At 42.7% G+C, this 17,319-nt stretch carries 14 protein-coding genes, 2 tRNA genes and 3 rRNA genes; 18 read left to right on the top strand and 1 reads right to left on the bottom strand.

What is annotated here, in order from left to right:
- Positions 1-278: 278 nt before the first annotated feature.
- The 16 genes from JFU24_RS16330 (at position 279) to rsmI (ending at position 13,327) form a co-directional block, all read left to right on the top strand.
- Positions 279-1,830: ribosomal RNA gene (locus JFU24_RS16330) — 16S ribosomal RNA — on the top strand.
- 117 nt (positions 1,831-1,947) lie between these two features.
- A tRNA-Ile gene (locus tag JFU24_RS16325) sits at positions 1,948-2,024 on the top strand.
- Positions 2,025-2,040: 16 nt separating this feature from the next.
- Positions 2,041-2,116 (top strand) — tRNA-Ala (locus JFU24_RS16320).
- A 104-nt stretch (positions 2,117-2,220) separates the two neighbouring features.
- Positions 2,221-5,155, top strand: a 23S ribosomal RNA gene (locus tag JFU24_RS16315).
- Between the two features lie 61 nt (positions 5,156-5,216).
- Positions 5,217-5,332: ribosomal RNA gene (rrf, locus tag JFU24_RS16310) — 5S ribosomal RNA — on the top strand.
- Together the 16S, 23S and 5S rRNA genes with 2 tRNA genes alongside form the textbook arrangement of a ribosomal RNA operon.
- A 209-nt stretch (positions 5,333-5,541) precedes the next feature.
- Positions 5,542-5,760 (top strand): sigma factor G inhibitor Gin, encoded by a 219-nt coding sequence (locus JFU24_RS16305; RefSeq protein ID WP_082527567.1) that lies wholly within the window; start codon positions 5,542-5,544, stop codon positions 5,758-5,760.
- A 238-nt stretch (positions 5,761-5,998) separates the two neighbouring features.
- Entirely contained in the window at positions 5,999-7,453 is a 1,455-nt protein-coding gene (locus JFU24_RS16300) for an aminotransferase class I/II-fold pyridoxal phosphate-dependent enzyme (RefSeq protein ID WP_201250185.1), read from the top strand.
- A 39-nt stretch (positions 7,454-7,492) separates the two neighbouring features.
- Complete coding sequence (gene tmk, locus JFU24_RS16295; protein ID WP_201187776.1) at positions 7,493-8,134, top strand: dTMP kinase; 642 nt, start codon at positions 7,493-7,495, stop codon at positions 8,132-8,134.
- Between the two features lie 110 nt (positions 8,135-8,244).
- Positions 8,245-8,574 carry a cyclic-di-AMP receptor gene (locus JFU24_RS16290; protein WP_053349015.1) on the top strand — a complete coding sequence of 110 codons (330 nt, stop codon included), beginning with the start codon at positions 8,245-8,247 and terminating at the stop codon, positions 8,572-8,574.
- Positions 8,575-8,598: 24 nt separating this feature from the next.
- A complete protein-coding gene (locus JFU24_RS16285) occupies positions 8,599-9,039 on the top strand; it encodes a YaaR family protein (RefSeq protein WP_201187778.1) in 441 nt (146 codons plus the stop codon).
- 14 nt (positions 9,040-9,053) lie between these two features.
- The gene (gene holB / locus JFU24_RS16280; RefSeq protein ID WP_053349022.1) at positions 9,054-10,052 is read left to right on the top strand and encodes a DNA polymerase III subunit delta'; all 999 of its coding nucleotides are present in this window, start codon (positions 9,054-9,056) and stop codon (positions 10,050-10,052) included.
- 1 nt (position 10,053) lies between these two features.
- Positions 10,054-10,884, top strand: a complete 831-nt coding sequence (locus tag JFU24_RS16275) for a PSP1 domain-containing protein (RefSeq protein ID WP_053349013.1) — start codon at positions 10,054-10,056, stop codon at positions 10,882-10,884.
- Positions 10,885-10,934: 50 nt separating this feature from the next.
- Positions 10,935-11,273: a DNA replication initiation control protein YabA gene (yabA, locus tag JFU24_RS16270; protein WP_207196469.1), complete on the top strand. Its 339-nt coding sequence runs from the start codon at positions 10,935-10,937 to the stop codon at positions 11,271-11,273.
- 178 nt (positions 11,274-11,451) lie between these two features.
- Positions 11,452-12,195, top strand: coding sequence for a tRNA1(Val) (adenine(37)-N6)-methyltransferase (locus tag JFU24_RS16265; RefSeq protein ID WP_053349011.1), 744 nt, complete (start codon positions 11,452-11,454; stop codon positions 12,193-12,195).
- Complete coding sequence (locus tag JFU24_RS16260) at positions 12,182-12,442, top strand: GIY-YIG nuclease family protein (protein ID WP_056525514.1); 261 nt, start codon at positions 12,182-12,184, stop codon at positions 12,440-12,442. Before JFU24_RS16265 ends, JFU24_RS16260 begins: the two co-directional genes overlap by 14 nt.
- A 3-nt stretch (positions 12,443-12,445) precedes the next feature.
- Positions 12,446-13,327 carry a 16S rRNA (cytidine(1402)-2'-O)-methyltransferase gene (rsmI, locus tag JFU24_RS16255; RefSeq protein WP_053349009.1) on the top strand — a complete coding sequence of 294 codons (882 nt, stop codon included), beginning with the start codon at positions 12,446-12,448 and terminating at the stop codon, positions 13,325-13,327.
- A 61-nt stretch (positions 13,328-13,388) separates the two neighbouring features.
- Here rsmI and JFU24_RS16250 read toward each other — a convergent pair whose 3' ends face one another.
- On the bottom strand, positions 13,389-13,673 hold the full coding sequence (locus tag JFU24_RS16250) for an AbrB/MazE/SpoVT family DNA-binding domain-containing protein (RefSeq protein WP_056525508.1): 285 nt from the start codon (positions 13,671-13,673) through the stop codon (positions 13,389-13,391).
- A gap of 644 nt (positions 13,674-14,317) precedes the next feature.
- Between JFU24_RS16250 and metG the strand changes: the two genes are divergently transcribed.
- Positions 14,318-16,279: a methionine--tRNA ligase gene (gene metG / locus JFU24_RS16245; protein ID WP_201222475.1), complete on the top strand. Its 1,962-nt coding sequence runs from the start codon at positions 14,318-14,320 to the stop codon at positions 16,277-16,279.
- A 206-nt stretch (positions 16,280-16,485) separates the two neighbouring features.
- On the top strand, positions 16,486-17,253 hold the full coding sequence (locus JFU24_RS16240) for a TatD family hydrolase (protein ID WP_201222474.1): 768 nt from the start codon (positions 16,486-16,488) through the stop codon (positions 17,251-17,253).
- Positions 17,254-17,319: the final 66 nt, after the last annotated feature.

Genomic DNA, 17,319 nt, shown 5'->3' with positions numbered 1-17,319 from the left:
ATGTTTTTTTGTAAAATCTTGATTTAACTATTGACGAGAAATAAACAAACTGATAATATATTAGGAGTCGCCAACAACGACAACCATAACATTCAATCGAAAAAACAATATAAAATAAATGTTGACATAAGATTAAATGGGTGGTAAGATAATAAAGTCGCTTACGAGATAAACGACACTGAAATTGCTCTTTGAAAACTGAACAAAACAAAGCGCCAACGTTAAATTTTAAGTGAGCACACACTATCAAAAAAAGCAAAATGAGCAAGTCAAACATTTCTTCGGAGAGTTTGATCCTGGCTCAGGACGAACGCTGGCGGCGTGCCTAATACATGCAAGTCGAGCGAATCGATGGGAGCTTGCTCCCTGAGATTAGCGGCGGACGGGTGAGTAACACGTGGGCAACCTGCCTATAAGACTGGGATAACTTCGGGAAACCGGAGCTAATACCGGATACGTTCTTTTCTCGCATGAGAGAAGATGGAAAGACGGTTTACGCTGTCACTTATAGATGGGCCCGCGGCGCATTAGCTAGTTGGTGAGGTAATGGCTCACCAAGGCGACGATGCGTAGCCGACCTGAGAGGGTGATCGGCCACACTGGGACTGAGACACGGCCCAGACTCCTACGGGAGGCAGCAGTAGGGAATCTTCCGCAATGGACGAAAGTCTGACGGAGCAACGCCGCGTGAACGAAGAAGGCCTTCGGGTCGTAAAGTTCTGTTGTTAGGGAAGAACAAGTACCAGAGTAACTGCTGGTACCTTGACGGTACCTAACCAGAAAGCCACGGCTAACTACGTGCCAGCGACCGCGGTAATACGTAGGTGGCAAGCGTTGTCCGGAATTATTGGGCGTAAAGCGCGCGCAGGTGGTTCCTTAAGTCTGATGTGAAAGCCCACGGCTCAACCGTGGAGGGTCATTGGAAACTGGGGAACTTGAGTGCAGAAGAGGAAAGTGGAATTCCAAGTGTAGCGGTGAAATGCGTAGAGATTTGGAGGAACACCAGTGGCGAAGGCGACTTTCTGGTCTGTAACTGACACTGAGGCGCGAAAGCGTGGGGAGCAAACAGGATTAGATACCCTGGTAGTCCACGCCGTAAACGATGAGTGCTAAGTGTTAGAGGGTTTCCGCCCTTTAGTCTTCGCGACTAACGCATTAAGCACTCCGCCTGGGGAGTACGGCCGCAAGGCTGAAACTCAAAGGAATTGACGGGGGCCCGCACAAGCGGTGGAGCATGTGGTTTAATTCGAAGCAACGCGAAGAACCTTACCAGGTCTTGACATCCTCTGACAACCCTAGAGATAGGGCGTTCCCCTTCGGGGGACAGAGTGACAGGTGGTGCATGGTTGTCGTCAGCTCGTGTCGTGAGATGTTGGGTTAAGTCCCGCAACGAGCGCAACCCTTGATCTTAGTTGCCAGCATTCAGTTGGGCACTCTAAGGTGACTGCCGGTGACAAACCGGAGGAAGGTGGGGATGACGTCAAATCATCATGCCCCTTATGACCTGGGCTACACACGTGCTACAATGGATGGTACAAAGGGCTGCAAACCTGCGAAGGTAAGCGAATCCCATAAAGCCATTCTCAGTTCGGATTGTAGGCTGCAACTCGCCTACATGAAGCCGGAATCGCTAGTAATCGCGGATCAGCATGCCGCGGTGAATACGTTCCCGGGCCTTGTACACACCGCCCGTCACACCACGAGAGTTTGTAACACCCGAAGTCGGTGAGGTAACCTTTATGGAGCCAGCCGCCTAAGGTGGGACAGATGATTGGGGTGAAGTCGTAACAAGGTAGCCGTATCGGAAGGTGCGGCTGGATCACCTCCTTTCTAAGGATAAATACGAGAGCGCTTTTGTTTTGTTCAGTTTTGAATGAGTAATTCATTCAATTAAATAGTAATCCCGCGATAAGCTTGGGAAGCAGAAGCTTATTATTTTATGTGAATGGGCCTATAGCTCAGCTGGTTAGAGCGCACGCCTGATAAGCGTGAGGTCGATGGTTCGAGTCCATTTAGGCCCACCATTCATTCCCCTATAATGGGGCCTTAGCTCAGCTGGGAGAGCGCCTGCCTTGCACGCAGGAGGTCAGCGGTTCGATCCCGCTAGGCTCCACCAATTGAAACAATCACGTTGTGATTGGGACAACTTGTTCCTTGAAAACTAGATAATAGATAGAAGGCAATTAATTTTTTCAAAGCATCAGCAAGATCTTTTTTAACGGTTAAGTTAGAAAGGGCGCACGGTGGATGCCTTGGCACTAGGAGCCGATGAAGGACGGGACTAACACCGATATGCTTCGGGGAGCTGTAAGTAAGCTTTGATCCGGAGATTTCCGAATGGGGAAACCCACTGTTCGTAATGGAACAGTATCTTTACCTGAATACATAGGGTACTGAAGGCAGACCCGGGGAACTGAAACATCTAAGTACCCGGAGGAAGAGAAAGCAAATGCGATTTCCTGAGTAGCGGCGAGCGAAACGGAATTAGCCCAAACCAAGAGGCTTGCCTCTTGGGGTTGTAGGACACTCAACATGGAGTTACAAAGGAACGGGGTAAATGAAGTGATCTGGAAAGGTCCGTCAAAGAAGGTAAAAACCCTGTAGTTGAAACTTCGTTCCCTCCTGAGTGGATCCTGAGTACGGCGGGACACGAGAAATCCCGTCGGAAGCAGGGAGGACCATCTCCCAAGGCTAAATACTACCTAGTGACCGATAGTGAACCAGTACCGTGAGGGAAAGGTGAAAAGCACCCCGGAAGGGGAGTGAAATAGATCCTGAAACCGTGTGCCTACAAGTAGTCAAAGCCCGTTAATGGGTAATGGCGTGCCTTTTGTAGAATGAACCGGCGAGTTACGATTTCATGCGAGGTTAAGTTGATAAGACGGAGCCGCGACGAAAGCGAGTCTGAATAGGGCGAATGAGTATGAGGTCGTAGACCCGAAACCAGGTGATCTACCCATGTCCAGGGTGAAGTTCAGGTAACACTGAATGGAGGCCCGAACCCACGCACGTTGAAAAGTGCGGGGATGAGGTGTGGGTAGCGGAGAAATTCCAATCGAACCTGGAGATAGCTGGTTCTCTCCGAAATAGCTTTAGGGCTAGCCTCAAGATGAGAGTATTGGAGGTAGAGCACTGATTGGACTAGGGGCCCCCAACGGGTTACCGAATTCAGTCAAACTCCGAATGCCAAATACTTATTCTTGGGAGTCAGACTGCGAGTGATAAGATCCGTAGTCGAAAGGGAAACAGCCCAGACCACCAGCTAAGGTCCCAAAGTATACGTTAAGTGGAAAAGGATGTGGAGTTGCTTAGACAACCAGGATGTTGGCTCAGAAGCAGCCATCATTTAAAGAGTGCGTAATAGCTCACTGGTCGAGTGACTCCGCGCCGAAAATGTACCGGGGCTAAACGTATCACCGAAGCTGTGGATTGACACCGTATGGTGTCGATGGTAGGAGAGCGTTCTAAGGGCGTTGAAGTCAGACCGGAAGGACTGGTGGAGCGCTTAGAAGTGAGAATGCCGGTATGAGTAGCGAAAGAAGGGTGAGAATCCCTTCCACCGAATGCCTAAGGTTTCCTGAGGAAGGCTCGTCCGCTCAGGGTTAGTCGGGACCTAAGCCGAGGCCGAAAGGCGTAGGCGATGGACAACAGGTTGATATTCCTGTACCACCTATACATCGTTTGAACGATGGGGGGACGCAGAAGGATAGGGTAAGCGCGCTGTTGGATATGCGCGTCCAAGCAGTTAGGCCGGAAACGAGGCAAATCCCGTTTCCATTAAGGCGGAGCTGTGATGGCGAGGGAAATATAGTACCGAAGTTCCTGATTCCACAGCTGCCAAGAAAAGCCTCTAGTGAGATGTAAGGTGCCCGTACCGCAAACCGACACAGGTAGGCGAGGAGAGAATCCTAAGGTGTGCGAGAGAACTCTCGTTAAGGAACTCGGCAAAATGACCCCGTAACTTCGGGAGAAGGGGTGCTTTTTAGGGTGAATAGCCCAGAAAAGCCGCAGTGAATAGGCCCAGGCGACTGTTTAGCAAAAACACAGGTCTCTGCGAAGCCGCAAGGCGAAGTATAGGGGCTGACACCTGCCCGGTGCTGGAAGGTTAAGGGGAGAGGTTAGCGCAAGCGAAGCTTTGAACCGAAGCCCCAGTAAACGGCGGCCGTAACTATAACGGTCCTAAGGTAGCGAAATTCCTTGTCGGGTAAGTTCCGACCCGCACGAAAGGTGTAACGATCTGGGCACTGTCTCAACGAGAGACTCGGTGAAATTATAGTACCTGTGAAGATGCAGGTTACCCGCGACAGGACGGAAAGACCCCGTGGAGCTTTACTGCTGACCTGATATTGAATTTTGGTACAGCTTGTACAGGATAGGTAGGAGCCTGAGAAGCCGGAGCGCTAGCTTCGGTGGAGGCGTTGGTGGGATACTACCCTGGCTGTATTGAAATTCTAACCCGCGCCCCTTATCGGGGTGGGAGACAGTGTCAGGTGGGCAGTTTGACTGGGGCGGTCGCCTCCTAAAGAGTAACGGAGGCGCCCAAAGGTTCCCTCAGAATGGTTGGAAATCATTCGTAGAGTGTAAAGGCACAAGGGAGCTTGACTGCGAGACCTACAAGTCGAGCAGGGACGAAAGTCGGGCTTAGTGATCCGGTGGTTCCGCATGGAAGGGCCATCGCTCAACGGATAAAAGCTACCCCGGGGATAACAGGCTTATCTCCCCCAAGAGTCCACATCGACGGGGAGGTTTGGCACCTCGATGTCGGCTCATCGCATCCTGGGGCTGTAGTCGGTCCCAAGGGTTGGGCTGTTCGCCCATTAAAGCGGTACGCGAGCTGGGTTCAGAACGTCGTGAGACAGTTCGGTCCCTATCCGTCGCGGGCGCAGGAAATTTGAGAGGAGCTGTCCTTAGTACGAGAGGACCGGGATGGACGCACCGCTGGTGTACCAGTTGTCTTGCCAAAGGCATAGCTGGGTAGCTACGTGCGGACGGGATAAGTGCTGAAAGCATCTAAGCATGAAGCCCCCCTCGAGATGAGATTTCCCATAGCGCAAGCTAGTAAGATCCCTGAAAGATGATCAGGTTGATAGGTCAGAGGTGGAAGCGTGGCGACATGTGGAGCTGACTGATACTAATAGATCGAGGACTTAACCACGCTTTAAAAAATGAAATACCTTCTTATTATCTAGTTTTGAAGGAACAACGTTCCTTTATTGTTTGGTGGCGATAGCGAAGAGGTCACACCCGTTCCCATTCCGAACACGGCAGTTAAGCTCTTCAGCGCCGATGGTAGTTGGGGGTTTCCCCCTGTGAGAGTAGGACGCCGCCAAGCCATTTTGAAAAGATCAGCCATCCTGGCTGATCTTTTTTGTTTAATGAAAAAAAAGTCATTAATAATAAAGTGTTTATCAATTTTGGAAACTTTTATAGAGACATACACGTATTGAAAACCTTCATCATACATTGTTAAAAGCAGCCCCGGTTCTCTTAAACTATCTAAAGTTATGTATGCGAACAATGGTTTTTGGGGAGAATGCAGGTATGGAGGTGGAGATGTTGGGGACAACAACAACCAAAACAACGGCAGGGGAATCGTGCGTGGTTTGTGAACAGATAAAAGGTATGGGGATACACTTATATACGACTTTTATTTGTGAGGAATGCGAAAGGGATATGATTGGGACGGATACAAACGATCCTAGGTATAAATATTACTTGAAACAATTAAGAAAAATCACCAATCCTGAAATTTGTTCTTAAGCAATAGTAGTTTATAGAAAGTTGAAGAGTTAGAGAATAAAGAAATGGAATGTTTCTTATTCTCTAACTCTTTTTTTGCTTTAGAAGAATAGTTGCAGACAGCAGGTGCTTGTTTCAGAATTACAAATATACGGAGCGTAGTCCTACATAATTGCTATCCCGCTCGTGTCAATAAGAGATTAAATCGAACTTTTTTGATAAAATGAAATAATACTATGATTTGAGGGAAGAGAGAGAAATGAATCAATTACAGACGCCATTGTTCGATGCAATGAGTGCATTTAATAAAAAGAATCCGATATCTCTGCATGTCCCAGGGCATAAAAATGGACGGGTGTTTAGTAATAAAGGTCAAGCAGTATATAACTCCTTACTGGGAATAGATACTACGGAACTAAGCGGTTTAGATGACTTACATGCCCCTGAAGGTGCTATTTTGAGATCTGAGGAACTACTCGCTGATTTATTTGGTGTACAGAAGAGTTATTTTCTAGTCAATGGTTCAACTGTTGGGAACCTTGCGATGATCCTTGCCACCTGCCGGGAAGGAGATAAGGTGCTTGTCCAAAGGAACTGTCATAAATCAATTTTACATGGACTGATGTTAGCGAATGTACAACCGATTTTTTTACAACCGATTTTTTACGAGGAATGGGGGGTTGCAGGTGGTGTCAGAATGGAACTATTTGAAGAAGCCCTGGAGGTTCATTCAGATGTAAAAGCTATCATTGTAACGTATCCAAATTATTATGGTCTTGGTGAAGATCTTTCTGAAATGGTGAAGCTGGCACACCAAAAGAGAATTCCAGTGCTGGTAGACGAGGCACATGGTGCTCACTTTCAGTTAGGAGGTCCCTTTCCTAGAACAGCAATTTTAGCTGGGGCGGACGCCGTTGTTCACTCGGCTCATAAAACATTGCCAGCAATGACGATGGGTTCCTATCTCCATATTAATACAACCTTATTAGATATAGATCAGGTGTCATTCTATTTGCAAATGCTCCAATCAAGCAGTCCATCTTATCCGATTATGGGATCTCTAGACTTAGCCAGGGCTTATCTAGCCTCATTTACATTAGAAGATCAAAACTGCCTTATTAAAAGGATATCGGATTTCAGAAGGGAATTAGCTAGTCTCCAATCGGTACGGGTGTTAGAAGCACCACCGGGAACGTCAGCAGACCCTTTAAAAGTAGTCATTCAATCAACAAAGGGTTTAAGTGGGTTTGAGTTACAGCAGTTGTGTGAAGCAGAAGGTATTTATTCAGAATTAGCTGATCCCTTTAATTTGTTAATGATTTTGCCATTATTAAAGAAAAATGACTATTTTCCTTTTCATGAAATTGTTCAAAAAATAAAAAATGTAACTGAAGAAAAAACTGGAAGACGGGAGGCCAATCAAGCAGTGAGCTGGCTAGCTGAGAATTCAATGACAAGCCTTGCACTTCCATATTCTGTAATGAGTCAAAGGAAATCGAGACACGTAGTATTAAGTCAAGCTGTTGGAGAGGTATCTGCTGAGATGGTCATCCCTTATCCGCCGGGGATCCCTTTAATTATGTCCGGGGAAATGATTACCTCGAAGCATATATTCAACTTAAAAAGACTGCTTGACCTGGGATCGAGATTTCATGGCGGTTCCTCCCTTTCAAACGGAGAGCTAATCGTTTATGAAAGCGGGCAGGTTGGTTAAAATGATATACTACAAACAAAGAACCTTGGAGGTACACCGATGAACCGTGGTATTTTTATAACAATGGAAGGACCTGAGGGAGCTGGGAAAACAACAATTATCCAAATGCTCGGTAAGGCTCTTCAAGAAGAAGGCTACCAAGTCCTATTAACACGAGAACCAGGAGGCGTTCCCATTTCCGAGCAAATTAGGGAGGTTATCCTGAATAAAGCCAATACAGCTATGGACCCAAGAACAGAGGCTTTATTATATGCAGCTGCAAGGCGTCAGCATTTAGTTGAGATAGTTATTCCGGAGCTAGAGCGAGGAGGTATCGTTCTGTGTGACCGTTTTATAGATAGTTCTCTGGCCTATCAAGGGTATGCAAGGGGCTTAGATATAGAAGAAGTATACAATATCAATAAATTCGCAATTGGAGATATGATGCCGGATGCTACGTTCTTTTTTGATATCGATCCAGAAGAAGGGTTGAGACGTATTCAGTCCAATGGAGACCGGGAAGTGAACCGACTAGACCTGGAAGCCATAGATTTTCATAGAAAAGTATGTGAGGGGTATCAGTTAATAATAAATAGATGGAAAGACCGGTTCATTATCGTGGATGCGGGTCGGACAATTGAGGATGTTTTTGAGGAAACGAAAGCCCGCTTACTGACGTTTTTAGAAAAAACAGAACAGTAACTACTTGAATTTCCATATTATTCAACCGGACACTATTCCAAGCAAAGACTAATTGCTATAATAGAGATAGTAGAGTTAGAAAAATTCAGAGTAACCGGAGGATGATGAGAATGAAAATGATCATTGCTGTCGTTCAAGACAAGGATAGTCATCGGCTGCTGAATGAATTAGTAGAAAATAATTTCGGGACAACCAAGCTTGCCAGTACGGGCGGGTTTTTAAAATCAGGAAATACAACCTTTATGATTGGTACAGAGGATGCACGTGTTGACCAAGCCATTCAGATTATCAAACAGAATTGTCAATCACGATCCCAGTTAGTGTCACCGGTTTCACCGATGGGTGGGAATGCCGAATCCTATGTACCTTATCCAGTGGAAATTCAAGTAGGCGGTGCAACCATATTTGTTCTGCCAGTTGAAAACTTTTTACAATTTTAACGGTTAGTTGTATGGAGGTTCATTGTGAAAATCAACCATGATATCCCAATTAAGTTGGATAAAGCGCGGCAGGATACCAAACATACTCAAACGGGCAATGGAAGGTTTCAACAAATGGTCCAAACACAGGATCAAAAGATGCAAATCCAAACATTAAACCGTTTAATAGGTGATATTGAAGGGGCGGGCCAGCGATTGGTTCGGTCACGTACCTTTAGAGAATTGGCGAAATATAAAGCGTTAGTGAAGCGGTTTGTCCGAGAAGCTGTTGAATATGGTCTAGAATTGAAGCAGTCTACGACCTGGAACCAATACGGTCAAAGCCAACCATTGAAAACCGTGGAAACGATCGATGCGAGATTAGTTGAATTAAGCGAGGAAATTCTGAATAAAGAGAAGAGCTCGCTCGAAATATTAGAAATGATTGGTGAAATTAAAGGACTTCTGATTAATTTATATACTTAAGTGAGTTGATAGTGTTGGATAAAACATGGCAAGACATGAGTCAAATTCAGCCACAGGTTATGACGATGCTACAAAACAGCATAACGAAAAACAGAGTGGCTCATGCGTATATATTTGAAGGGGAAAAAGGGTCAGGTAAGCAGGATATAAGTAAAACCTTCGCTAAAAGCTTACTTTGTGAGGCCCTGACAGCAGGTTACAAGCCATGCGAGCAATGTCGGAATTGCAAACGAATTTCAAGTGGGAATCACCCTGATGTTCATTTGATTGAGCGGGATGGGCTGTCGATCAAAAAGGAACAAATTAAGAGTCTTCAAGAAGAATTCTCGAAGAAAAGTGTAGAGGCAGATCGGAAAGTTTATATGATTGCCGATGCGGATAAAATGTCAGTCGGGGCAGCAAACAGCCTATTGAAATTTTTAGAAGAGCCTTCAGCTGATACTGTGGCCATTCTGATGACCGAACAGCTTCAGAGAATTCTTCCAACGATATTATCAAGATGCCAAGTGATTTCGTTTAAGCCGTTATCCCCGGAAAATGTAAAGCGGAAGCTGATAGAACAGGATTTAGATCCGCAGCTTGCCTCGGTTATCTCACATTTAACACAGAATGTGGAAGCTGGAATCGAACTTAGCCATGATGAATGGTTTGTACAAGCTCAAAAAATAGTGGTAAAATTATATGAAGTGTTAAAACAGAATTCCTTGAAGGCTTTGTTATACCTTCAGACGGATTGGTTTTCACACTTTAAAGAAAGAGAACAGGTTGATAGAGGTCTTGATTTGTTACTTCTTATATATAAGGATTTATTATACATTCAGTTGGACAAGAAGGACCTAGTTGTATTTCAAAGTAAACTGAAGGAATTTGAAACTCACGCTCTTCATCTTTCTCCGAGACGCCTCGCTGAACATATGGGGTATATTTTGGAAGCAAAAAGGAAGCTGATGTCCAACACAAATCCACAGCTGTTAATGGAACAGCTTGTGCTGAATTTGCAGGAGGGATCATGATTTGTATGATGTTGTAGGTGTCCGTTTTAAAAAAGCGGGCAAAATATACTACTTTGATCCGGGTGAATTCGCTATTCCTAAGGACGATTTTGTAATAGTGGAGACTGTCCGCGGTGTTGAATTCGGTAAAGTTGTTACAGCCCGTAAACAAGTAGATGAAAATGATGTTGTCCTGCCATTGAAAAAGGTACTTCGGGTTGCCGATGCAAAAGATAAGTTAATTGTTGACGAAAACAAGGCAGCTGCAGAAGAGGCTTATTCTATATGTTGTCAAAAGGTCGATGAGCATAAGCTGGATATGAAGCTTGTAGATGTGTCATATACGTTCGACAGAAATAAAGTTGTATTTTATTTTACAGCGGATGGTCGCGTGGATTTCCGAGATTTAGTCAAAGATTTAGCTGCCATATTCAGAACACGGATTGAACTGCGCCAAATTGGGGTCAGGGATGAGGCAAAAATGCTTGGAGGAATCGGGCCATGTGGCAGAATGCTATGTTGCTCAACGTTTCTTGGTGATTTTGAACCTGTTTCAATCAAAATGGCGAAGGATCAAAATTTATCATTGAACCCTACAAAAATCTCAGGATTATGCGGTCGATTGATGTGCTGTCTGAAATATGAAAATGATGAGTATGAAAGTGCGAAGGAAATGCTTCCTGATTTAGGTGAAATGATTAATACGCCTGGTGGCAAAGGCAAGGTAGTGGGGCTTAATATTCTAGAACGCGTACTTCAGATTGAACTAATCGAGCAGGAAAGAGTATTAGAGTATACTTTAGATGAGATTCTAAAAGAGGGAGCCGTTTCTATTCAAGCCACAGATTATTAAGGTGGTGGGAGAGCGTGGATAAGAAAGATATTTTTGAGTCGGTGACCAATATGGAAACGCAGATAGGCCAATTATATAAACAGCTTGGTGAATTGAAGCAGAATCTAGCGGAAATTCTCGAGGAAAATCAGTCGCTCAAGTTGGAAAACGAGCACTTACGTCATCGATTAGGCCTTGTGGAAGTCGAGAGTGCACCTGCTTCTGTAAAGGTTAAACAAAAAGTAAAAAATCGTACTGCGAGTGCGGAAAAGGTTATGGATATCGGGGAAGGCTATGACAATCTAGCCCGTATCTATCAAGAAGGCTTCCATATTTGTAATCTGCATTTTGGGAGTTTACGAAAAGAAGGAGATTGCCTGTTCTGTTTATCTTTTTTAAACAAGAAGTGAAAATGGAATAATATAAAAGAATGTTCCATCTCTTTTACGTGATAGATAGACCGTTTACAATATATAGTGATTCGGGGTCTGACGCTTACTATGAGTCAGACCCTTTTTGTACGATAGATATGTTAAAGCATGGGCCCTAAACATGCTTTTTCTATACATATATAGGAGGGTAACAGCATTGGTAGAACTTAAAGGAGATGAACGCCTCGATTATCTATTGGCTGAGAATTTAAGAATCATCCAAAGCCCATCGGTGTTTTCTTTCTCATTAGATGCCGTTTTATTATCAAGGTTCGTAAACGTGCCGATTCAAAAAGGAAAACTCGTCGATCTTTGCTCAGGAAATGGGGTTATACCATTGCTGTTGAGCACAAGAACGAAAGGAACAATTAAAGGTATCGAGATTCAAGAGCGGTTATATGACATGGCTCAGAGAAGCGTAGATTATAATGACGTATCCTCCCAGATTGAGATGATTCATGGAGATATAAAAGAGATTCCAAAACAGATAGGGTATAGTAAATATGACGTGGTAACATGTAATCCACCCTATTTTCCTACTCCATCGATCGAGGAAATAAATAAGAATGAGCATTTTGCAATTGCTCGGCATGAAATTATGTGTAACCTTGAGGACGTAATGCGTGTCTCAAGTCAGTTATTACGTCAGGGTGGCAAAGCAGCATTCGTTCATAGGCCTGGCCGTTTAATGGATATTTTACATTTAATGAGAGTGTACAGGATTGAACCAAAGCGACTACAATTTGTTTATCCAAAAAGCACAAAAGAAGCAAATACGATTCTTATTGAAGGGATAAAGGACGGAAGCCCTGATTTAAAGATTCTCCCACCTCTTGTTGTGTATAATGAACAAAATGAATATAATCCGGAAATCAGAAGGATTTTATATGGAGAAGAATAGGCATTATTTTTATGTGTTGAAATGCAAGGATGGCAGCTATTATGCAGGGTATACAAATAACTTAGATCGTAGGGTCGACACGCATAATCAAGGCAAGGGGGCGAAGTATACACGGGGACGTACCCCGGTTGAACTGATTTATCATGAAACGTTTGAATCTCAGACATTAGCCATGCAGGCAGAATACCAGTTTAAGCAATTAACAAGAAAACAAAAACAAAAGTGGATGGCAAAGGAGGATAAGTAACCTATGTGGCAGCAAAAGAGTTTTGAAAAAGAAGGATTGGAGCCGGCCCTATATCTAGTTCCTACACCGATCGGAAATCTTGAGGATATGAGCTTCCGGGCTTTGAGAATTTTAAAGGAAGCGGATGTTATTGCTGCTGAGGACACGCGAAACACGAAGAAACTATGTAATTACTTTGAAATTTCGACCCCTATCGTTAGTTACCATGAACATAATAAGGAATATAGCGGGAAGCAGATGCTTGAGAGGCTTCGTTCAGGAGAAGTAATAGCCTTAGTCAGTGATGCTGGTCTGCCGACAATTTCTGACCCTGGATATGAACTGGTTAAAGATGCGATTGCTGAGCAGTTTAAGGTCATCCCATTGCCGGGTGCTAATGCTGCATTAACTGCGTTGATTGCTTCGGGTCTTGCGCCACAGCCTTTTTACTTTTATGGCTTTTTACAGCGGGGAGCAAAAGAAAAAAAGCAAGAGCTAGAGAAGTTGAAAAAAATGGAAGCGACATGGATTGTCTATGAATCGCCACATCGTTTAAAAGAAACATTAAAACATATGCATGAAATTCTAGGAGACCGCCGGATTGTATTATGCCGTGAATTAACGAAGAAGTTTGAAGAGTTCATTCGTGGGACGGTAAGTGAGGCATTGGCGTGGGCAGTGGAATCCGAGATACGCGGTGAGTTCTGTTTGATAATAGAAGGGGCGCAATGGTTGGAGGAAGAGCCTGAAGAAGCATGGTGGATGGCCTTTGACATTGTTGGTCATGTCAATTATTATATAGAAACCAAACAGGTTACCTCCAAGGATGCTATCAAGCAGGTCGCAAAAGACCGTAATATACAAAAACGCGACGTATACCAGGCGTACCACATTGATGAACAATAATATGTTTAAGTAAGCAATAAAAAAAACTTCCGAAGATCGGAAGTTTTTTTATTTATATCATTTATTTAGAAGTTGAAAAGTTTTGTTGAATTTCTTGGATAAGTAATTCAGCGCCTTCACGACTAAGAATTAATTTACCGTTTGCAAGTGTAAGATTATTATCAGAAACTTCACCAGTAACTTGGCAAGTCATGTTTGGTTTGTATTTTTTCAAGATGATGCGCTCGTCATCAACATAGATTTCAAGAGCGTCTTTCTCAGCGATTCCCAATGTACGGCGAAGCTCGATTGGAATAACCACCCGGCCTAACTCATCAACTTTACGAACGATTCCTGTAGATTTCATTTTTGAAAATTCTCCTCTCAGTTTACAATCTAGTACCCATTTTCTATTTTTTTCGCCAATATTCGACAAATTTTTTTATAAATTTATAATACCAGCCATTCCCAAATTCGTCAATGATTTATTTTCATTTTTTTGTAAGAAGAGAGTATAGCTTTTCTTCCCAAGGAAGCAAAAAGGCTGGGAAAGAGAAAAATCCAGCAATTTCGTTTTATGCGAAGATTAAATCAGTAACAAGGAACTACTTACTTCAGCATGATTCGACAAACTACGCATGAAGAACACGCTTCTCTATTATATGATTAAATCCAATTTAGTTTCAAAGTATAAGTTCTGAATTAAGGATAATTTTCTTGGAAAAGACTTTAAATTATGTGATTTGTTGCACAAAAAATAAATATTAGGTATATTTTGTTGAGGTAAGAGGTAATGCTTACATAATATGGGGGCGTGTGTCCTGATATCGAAGGTTTAACTGGGGTATCTACTTATAATATTTTTTATTCTATTATCAAGATAATTTGATTAATGATTCTTGTCGCGTAGAATAGTATATAGAGTTAAAATAGAGATAATAGTTTTAAAGTAGTCTCATTGGCTTGGCCAAGTCCTAAAGCCAGTTTTTTAAAAGTTGAGGAGGGAATAAAGTGCAGGATAAATTAAAAACATTTTATATTACAACACCCATATATTATCCTAGTGGTAATTTACATATAGGGCATGCGTATACGACAGTGGCAGGGGATGCTATGGCTCGTTATAAAAGGATGCGTGGCTTTGATGTGATGTACTTAACAGGAACAGATGAACACGGTCAAAAAATCCAGCGTAAAGCGGCGGAAGAGGGAATTACTCCGCAGCAATATGTAGATAATATCGTATCAGGAATTAAAGAGCTTTGGCAAAAGCTTGATATCTCTTATGATGATTTCATTAGGACAACCGAAGATCGTCATAAAGATGTGGTAGCCAAAATCTTCAAGAAGTTACTTGATCAGGGCGATATATACTTGGACGAATATGAAGGATTATACTGTACACCTTGCGAATCTTTCTTCACGGAACGTCAGGTTGAAGAAAGCAATGGAAACTGTCCAGATTGCGGAAGACCTGTTGAAAAGGTAAAAGAAGAGTCTTATTTCTTCAAGATGAGTAAGTATGCAGATCGGTTGCTAAAGTTTTATGAGGAAAACCCAGAGTTCATACAACCGGAATCCCGTAAAAATGAAATGATTAATAACTTCATTAAACCAGGATTGGAAGATTTGGCTGTTTCCCGTACAACGTTCGATTGGGGTATTAAAGTACCAGGAAATCCAAAGCATGTTATTTATGTCTGGATTGATGCGTTGACTAATTATATTACAGCTTTAGGGTATGGAACGGATAATGATTCTAAATACCTGAATTATTGGCCGGCGGATGTGCATCTAGTCGGAAAGGAAATTGTTCGTTTCCATACGATTTACTGGCCTATTATGTTAATGGCTCTGGACATACCGCTTCCTAAGAAAGTTTTTGCCCACGGATGGCTGCTCATGAAAGACGGTAAGATGTCGAAATCAAAGGGAAATGTAGTCAACCCTGTTACATTAATTGATCGATATGGCTTGGATTCATTACGCTATTACCTTCTACGCGAAGTTCCATTTGGTTCAGATGGAGTATTTACGCCGGAAGGATTTGTAGAAAGAATCAATTTTGATCTGGCGAATGATTTAGGGAACTTATTAAATCGAACAGTAGCAATGGTCAATAAGTATTTTGACGGTGTAATTCCAAGTTACAAAGGTTCGAATAATGAGTTTGAAAAGGCACTGTTAGAAATGAATCAAGATACTGTGGGCAAGTATGAGGAAGCCATGGAGAACATGGAATTTTCAGTTGCTTTAACATCTATTTGGCAGCTTGTCAGCAGAACAAATAAGTTCATCGATGAAACTCAGCCATGGATGCTTGCAAAAGATGAAGCAACAAAAGAAGAGCTTGCGAGTGTTATGGTGCATTTGGCAGAATCTTTACGCAGGACGGCTATCCTTCTGAAACCATTTTTGACACAAACACCGGAAAAAATCTTTGCTCAGCTTAACATCCAGGATGAAATTTTAAAGTCGTGGGATAGCTTAGCGGACTTCGGTCAGATTCCTTCTGAAACAAAAGTGCTAAAGGGAGATCCAATCTTCCCTCGTTTAGACATGGAAGAGGAAGTTTTATATATTAAAGAACAAATGCAGGGTGGAACACCTAAGGTTGCAGAAAAAGTAGAAGAGACTATTCCAGAGGTTGATGAAATTACTATTGATGACTTTACAAAAGTAGAGCTTCGTGTAGCTCAGGTCATAGAAGTAGTGCCAGTAAAGAAAACAGATAAGCTTCTTAAATTGCAGCTTGATTTAGGATATGAAAAGCGGCAGGTTGTCTCAGGTATTGCTCAACACTATAAACCTGAAGATTTAGTAGGGAAAAAAGTGATTTGTGTAACGAATTTGAAACCTGTGAAGCTTCGTGGCGAGCTTTCTCAGGGGATGATTTTGGCTGGTAGCCAGGATGGTGTTCTCTCTGTTGCTACAATAGATGCCTCCATTCCAAATGGTTCGAAGGTAAAATAAACTCAAAACATAAAAGTGTTTCATATGAAACACTTTTATGTTTTTTCTTTATACTTTTGGAAAACATAACTATTATAGGGTCTATGTTTTTAGTCATATATTTGGTGTTGATACATAAAGGGAATATTTGTAATATTTTTGTTACCTAAATGTGAAACATAAAACTCTCATTTTTTTATAAAATAGTGCTAGAAAGGAAGAAAAGTATGTTATTTGATACACATGTGCATGTAAATGCGGAGCAATTCAACGAGGACCTCGAAGACGTCATCGAAAGAGCACAGGAAGCAGGAGTGAATAATATGGTTGTCGTCGGGTTTGACCGACCAACTATAACTAGAGCGATGGAATTAATAGAAACTTATGATTTTATGTATGCTGCAGTCGGTTGGCATCCTGTAGATGCGATAGATATGACAGAAGAAGACTTAAAATGGATTGAGGATCTATCCTCTCATCCTAAGGTTGTGGCTATAGGAGAGATGGGACTTGACTATCATTGGGATAAATCACCGAAAGCTATCCAAATGGAGGTGTTCAGGAAGCAAATCCGATTGGCTAAAAAGGTAGGTCTACCCATTATCATCCATAATCGGGAAGCGACCGCGGATATCGTGAACATATTAAAGGAAGAAGAGGCATCAGAAGTAGGAGGCATCATGCATTGCTTTAGTGGTAGTGCTGAAACGGCAATGGAATGTATTGATATGAACTTCTATATTTCATTGGGAGGTCCTGTAACCTTTAAAAATGCGAAAAAGCCAAAAGAGGTGGCAGCTGCAGTACCTTTAGATCGTCTACTAATCGAAACAGACTGCCCCTATTTAGCACCACACCCTTATAGAGGAAAGCGTAATGAACCGTCCTATGTGAAGCTTGTCGCTGAACAAATCGCTGAAATTAAACAACTTTCAGTAGAGGAAGTTTCTCAAGCGACGACGGATAATGCTAAGAAATTATTCGGCATTAACTGACAGCATTTTTGACACTATCTCCCGGGGTCTGCTAACTAAAATCGCATTTTTTAAGGTTTCTACAAA

Origin of the sequence: Peribacillus sp. TH27 (genome assembly GCF_016650915.1) — a bacterium.
GTDB classification, from domain to species: domain Bacteria; phylum Bacillota; class Bacilli; order Bacillales; family DSM-1321; genus Peribacillus; species Peribacillus butanolivorans.
Note: the sequence above shows the minus strand (reverse complement) of the source record. Positions and strands in the feature narration are given on the sequence as shown.

Excerpts from the sequence above, each read along its gene's own strand:
- JFU24_RS16305 (WP_082527567.1), top strand. The coding sequence starts at position 5,542 with ATGGAGGTGGAGATGTTGGGGACAACAACAACCAAAACAACGGCAGGG.
- JFU24_RS16300 (WP_201250185.1), top strand. The coding sequence starts at position 5,999 with ATGAATCAATTACAGACGCCATTGTTCGATGCAATGAGTGCATTTAAT.
- tmk (WP_201187776.1), top strand. The coding sequence starts at position 7,493 with ATGAACCGTGGTATTTTTATAACAATGGAAGGACCTGAGGGAGCTGGG.
- JFU24_RS16290 (WP_053349015.1), top strand. The coding sequence starts at position 8,245 with ATGAAAATGATCATTGCTGTCGTTCAAGACAAGGATAGTCATCGGCTG.
- yabA (WP_207196469.1), top strand. The coding sequence starts at position 10,935 with ATGGAAACGCAGATAGGCCAATTATATAAACAGCTTGGTGAATTGAAG.
- JFU24_RS16260 (WP_056525514.1), top strand. The coding sequence starts at position 12,182 with ATGGAGAAGAATAGGCATTATTTTTATGTGTTGAAATGCAAGGATGGC.
- rsmI (WP_053349009.1), top strand. The coding sequence starts at position 12,446 with ATGTGGCAGCAAAAGAGTTTTGAAAAAGAAGGATTGGAGCCGGCCCTA.
- JFU24_RS16250 (WP_056525508.1), bottom strand. The coding sequence starts at position 13,673 with ATGAAATCTACAGGAATCGTTCGTAAAGTTGATGAGTTAGGCCGGGTG.
- JFU24_RS16240 (WP_201222474.1), top strand. The coding sequence starts at position 16,486 with ATGTTATTTGATACACATGTGCATGTAAATGCGGAGCAATTCAACGAG.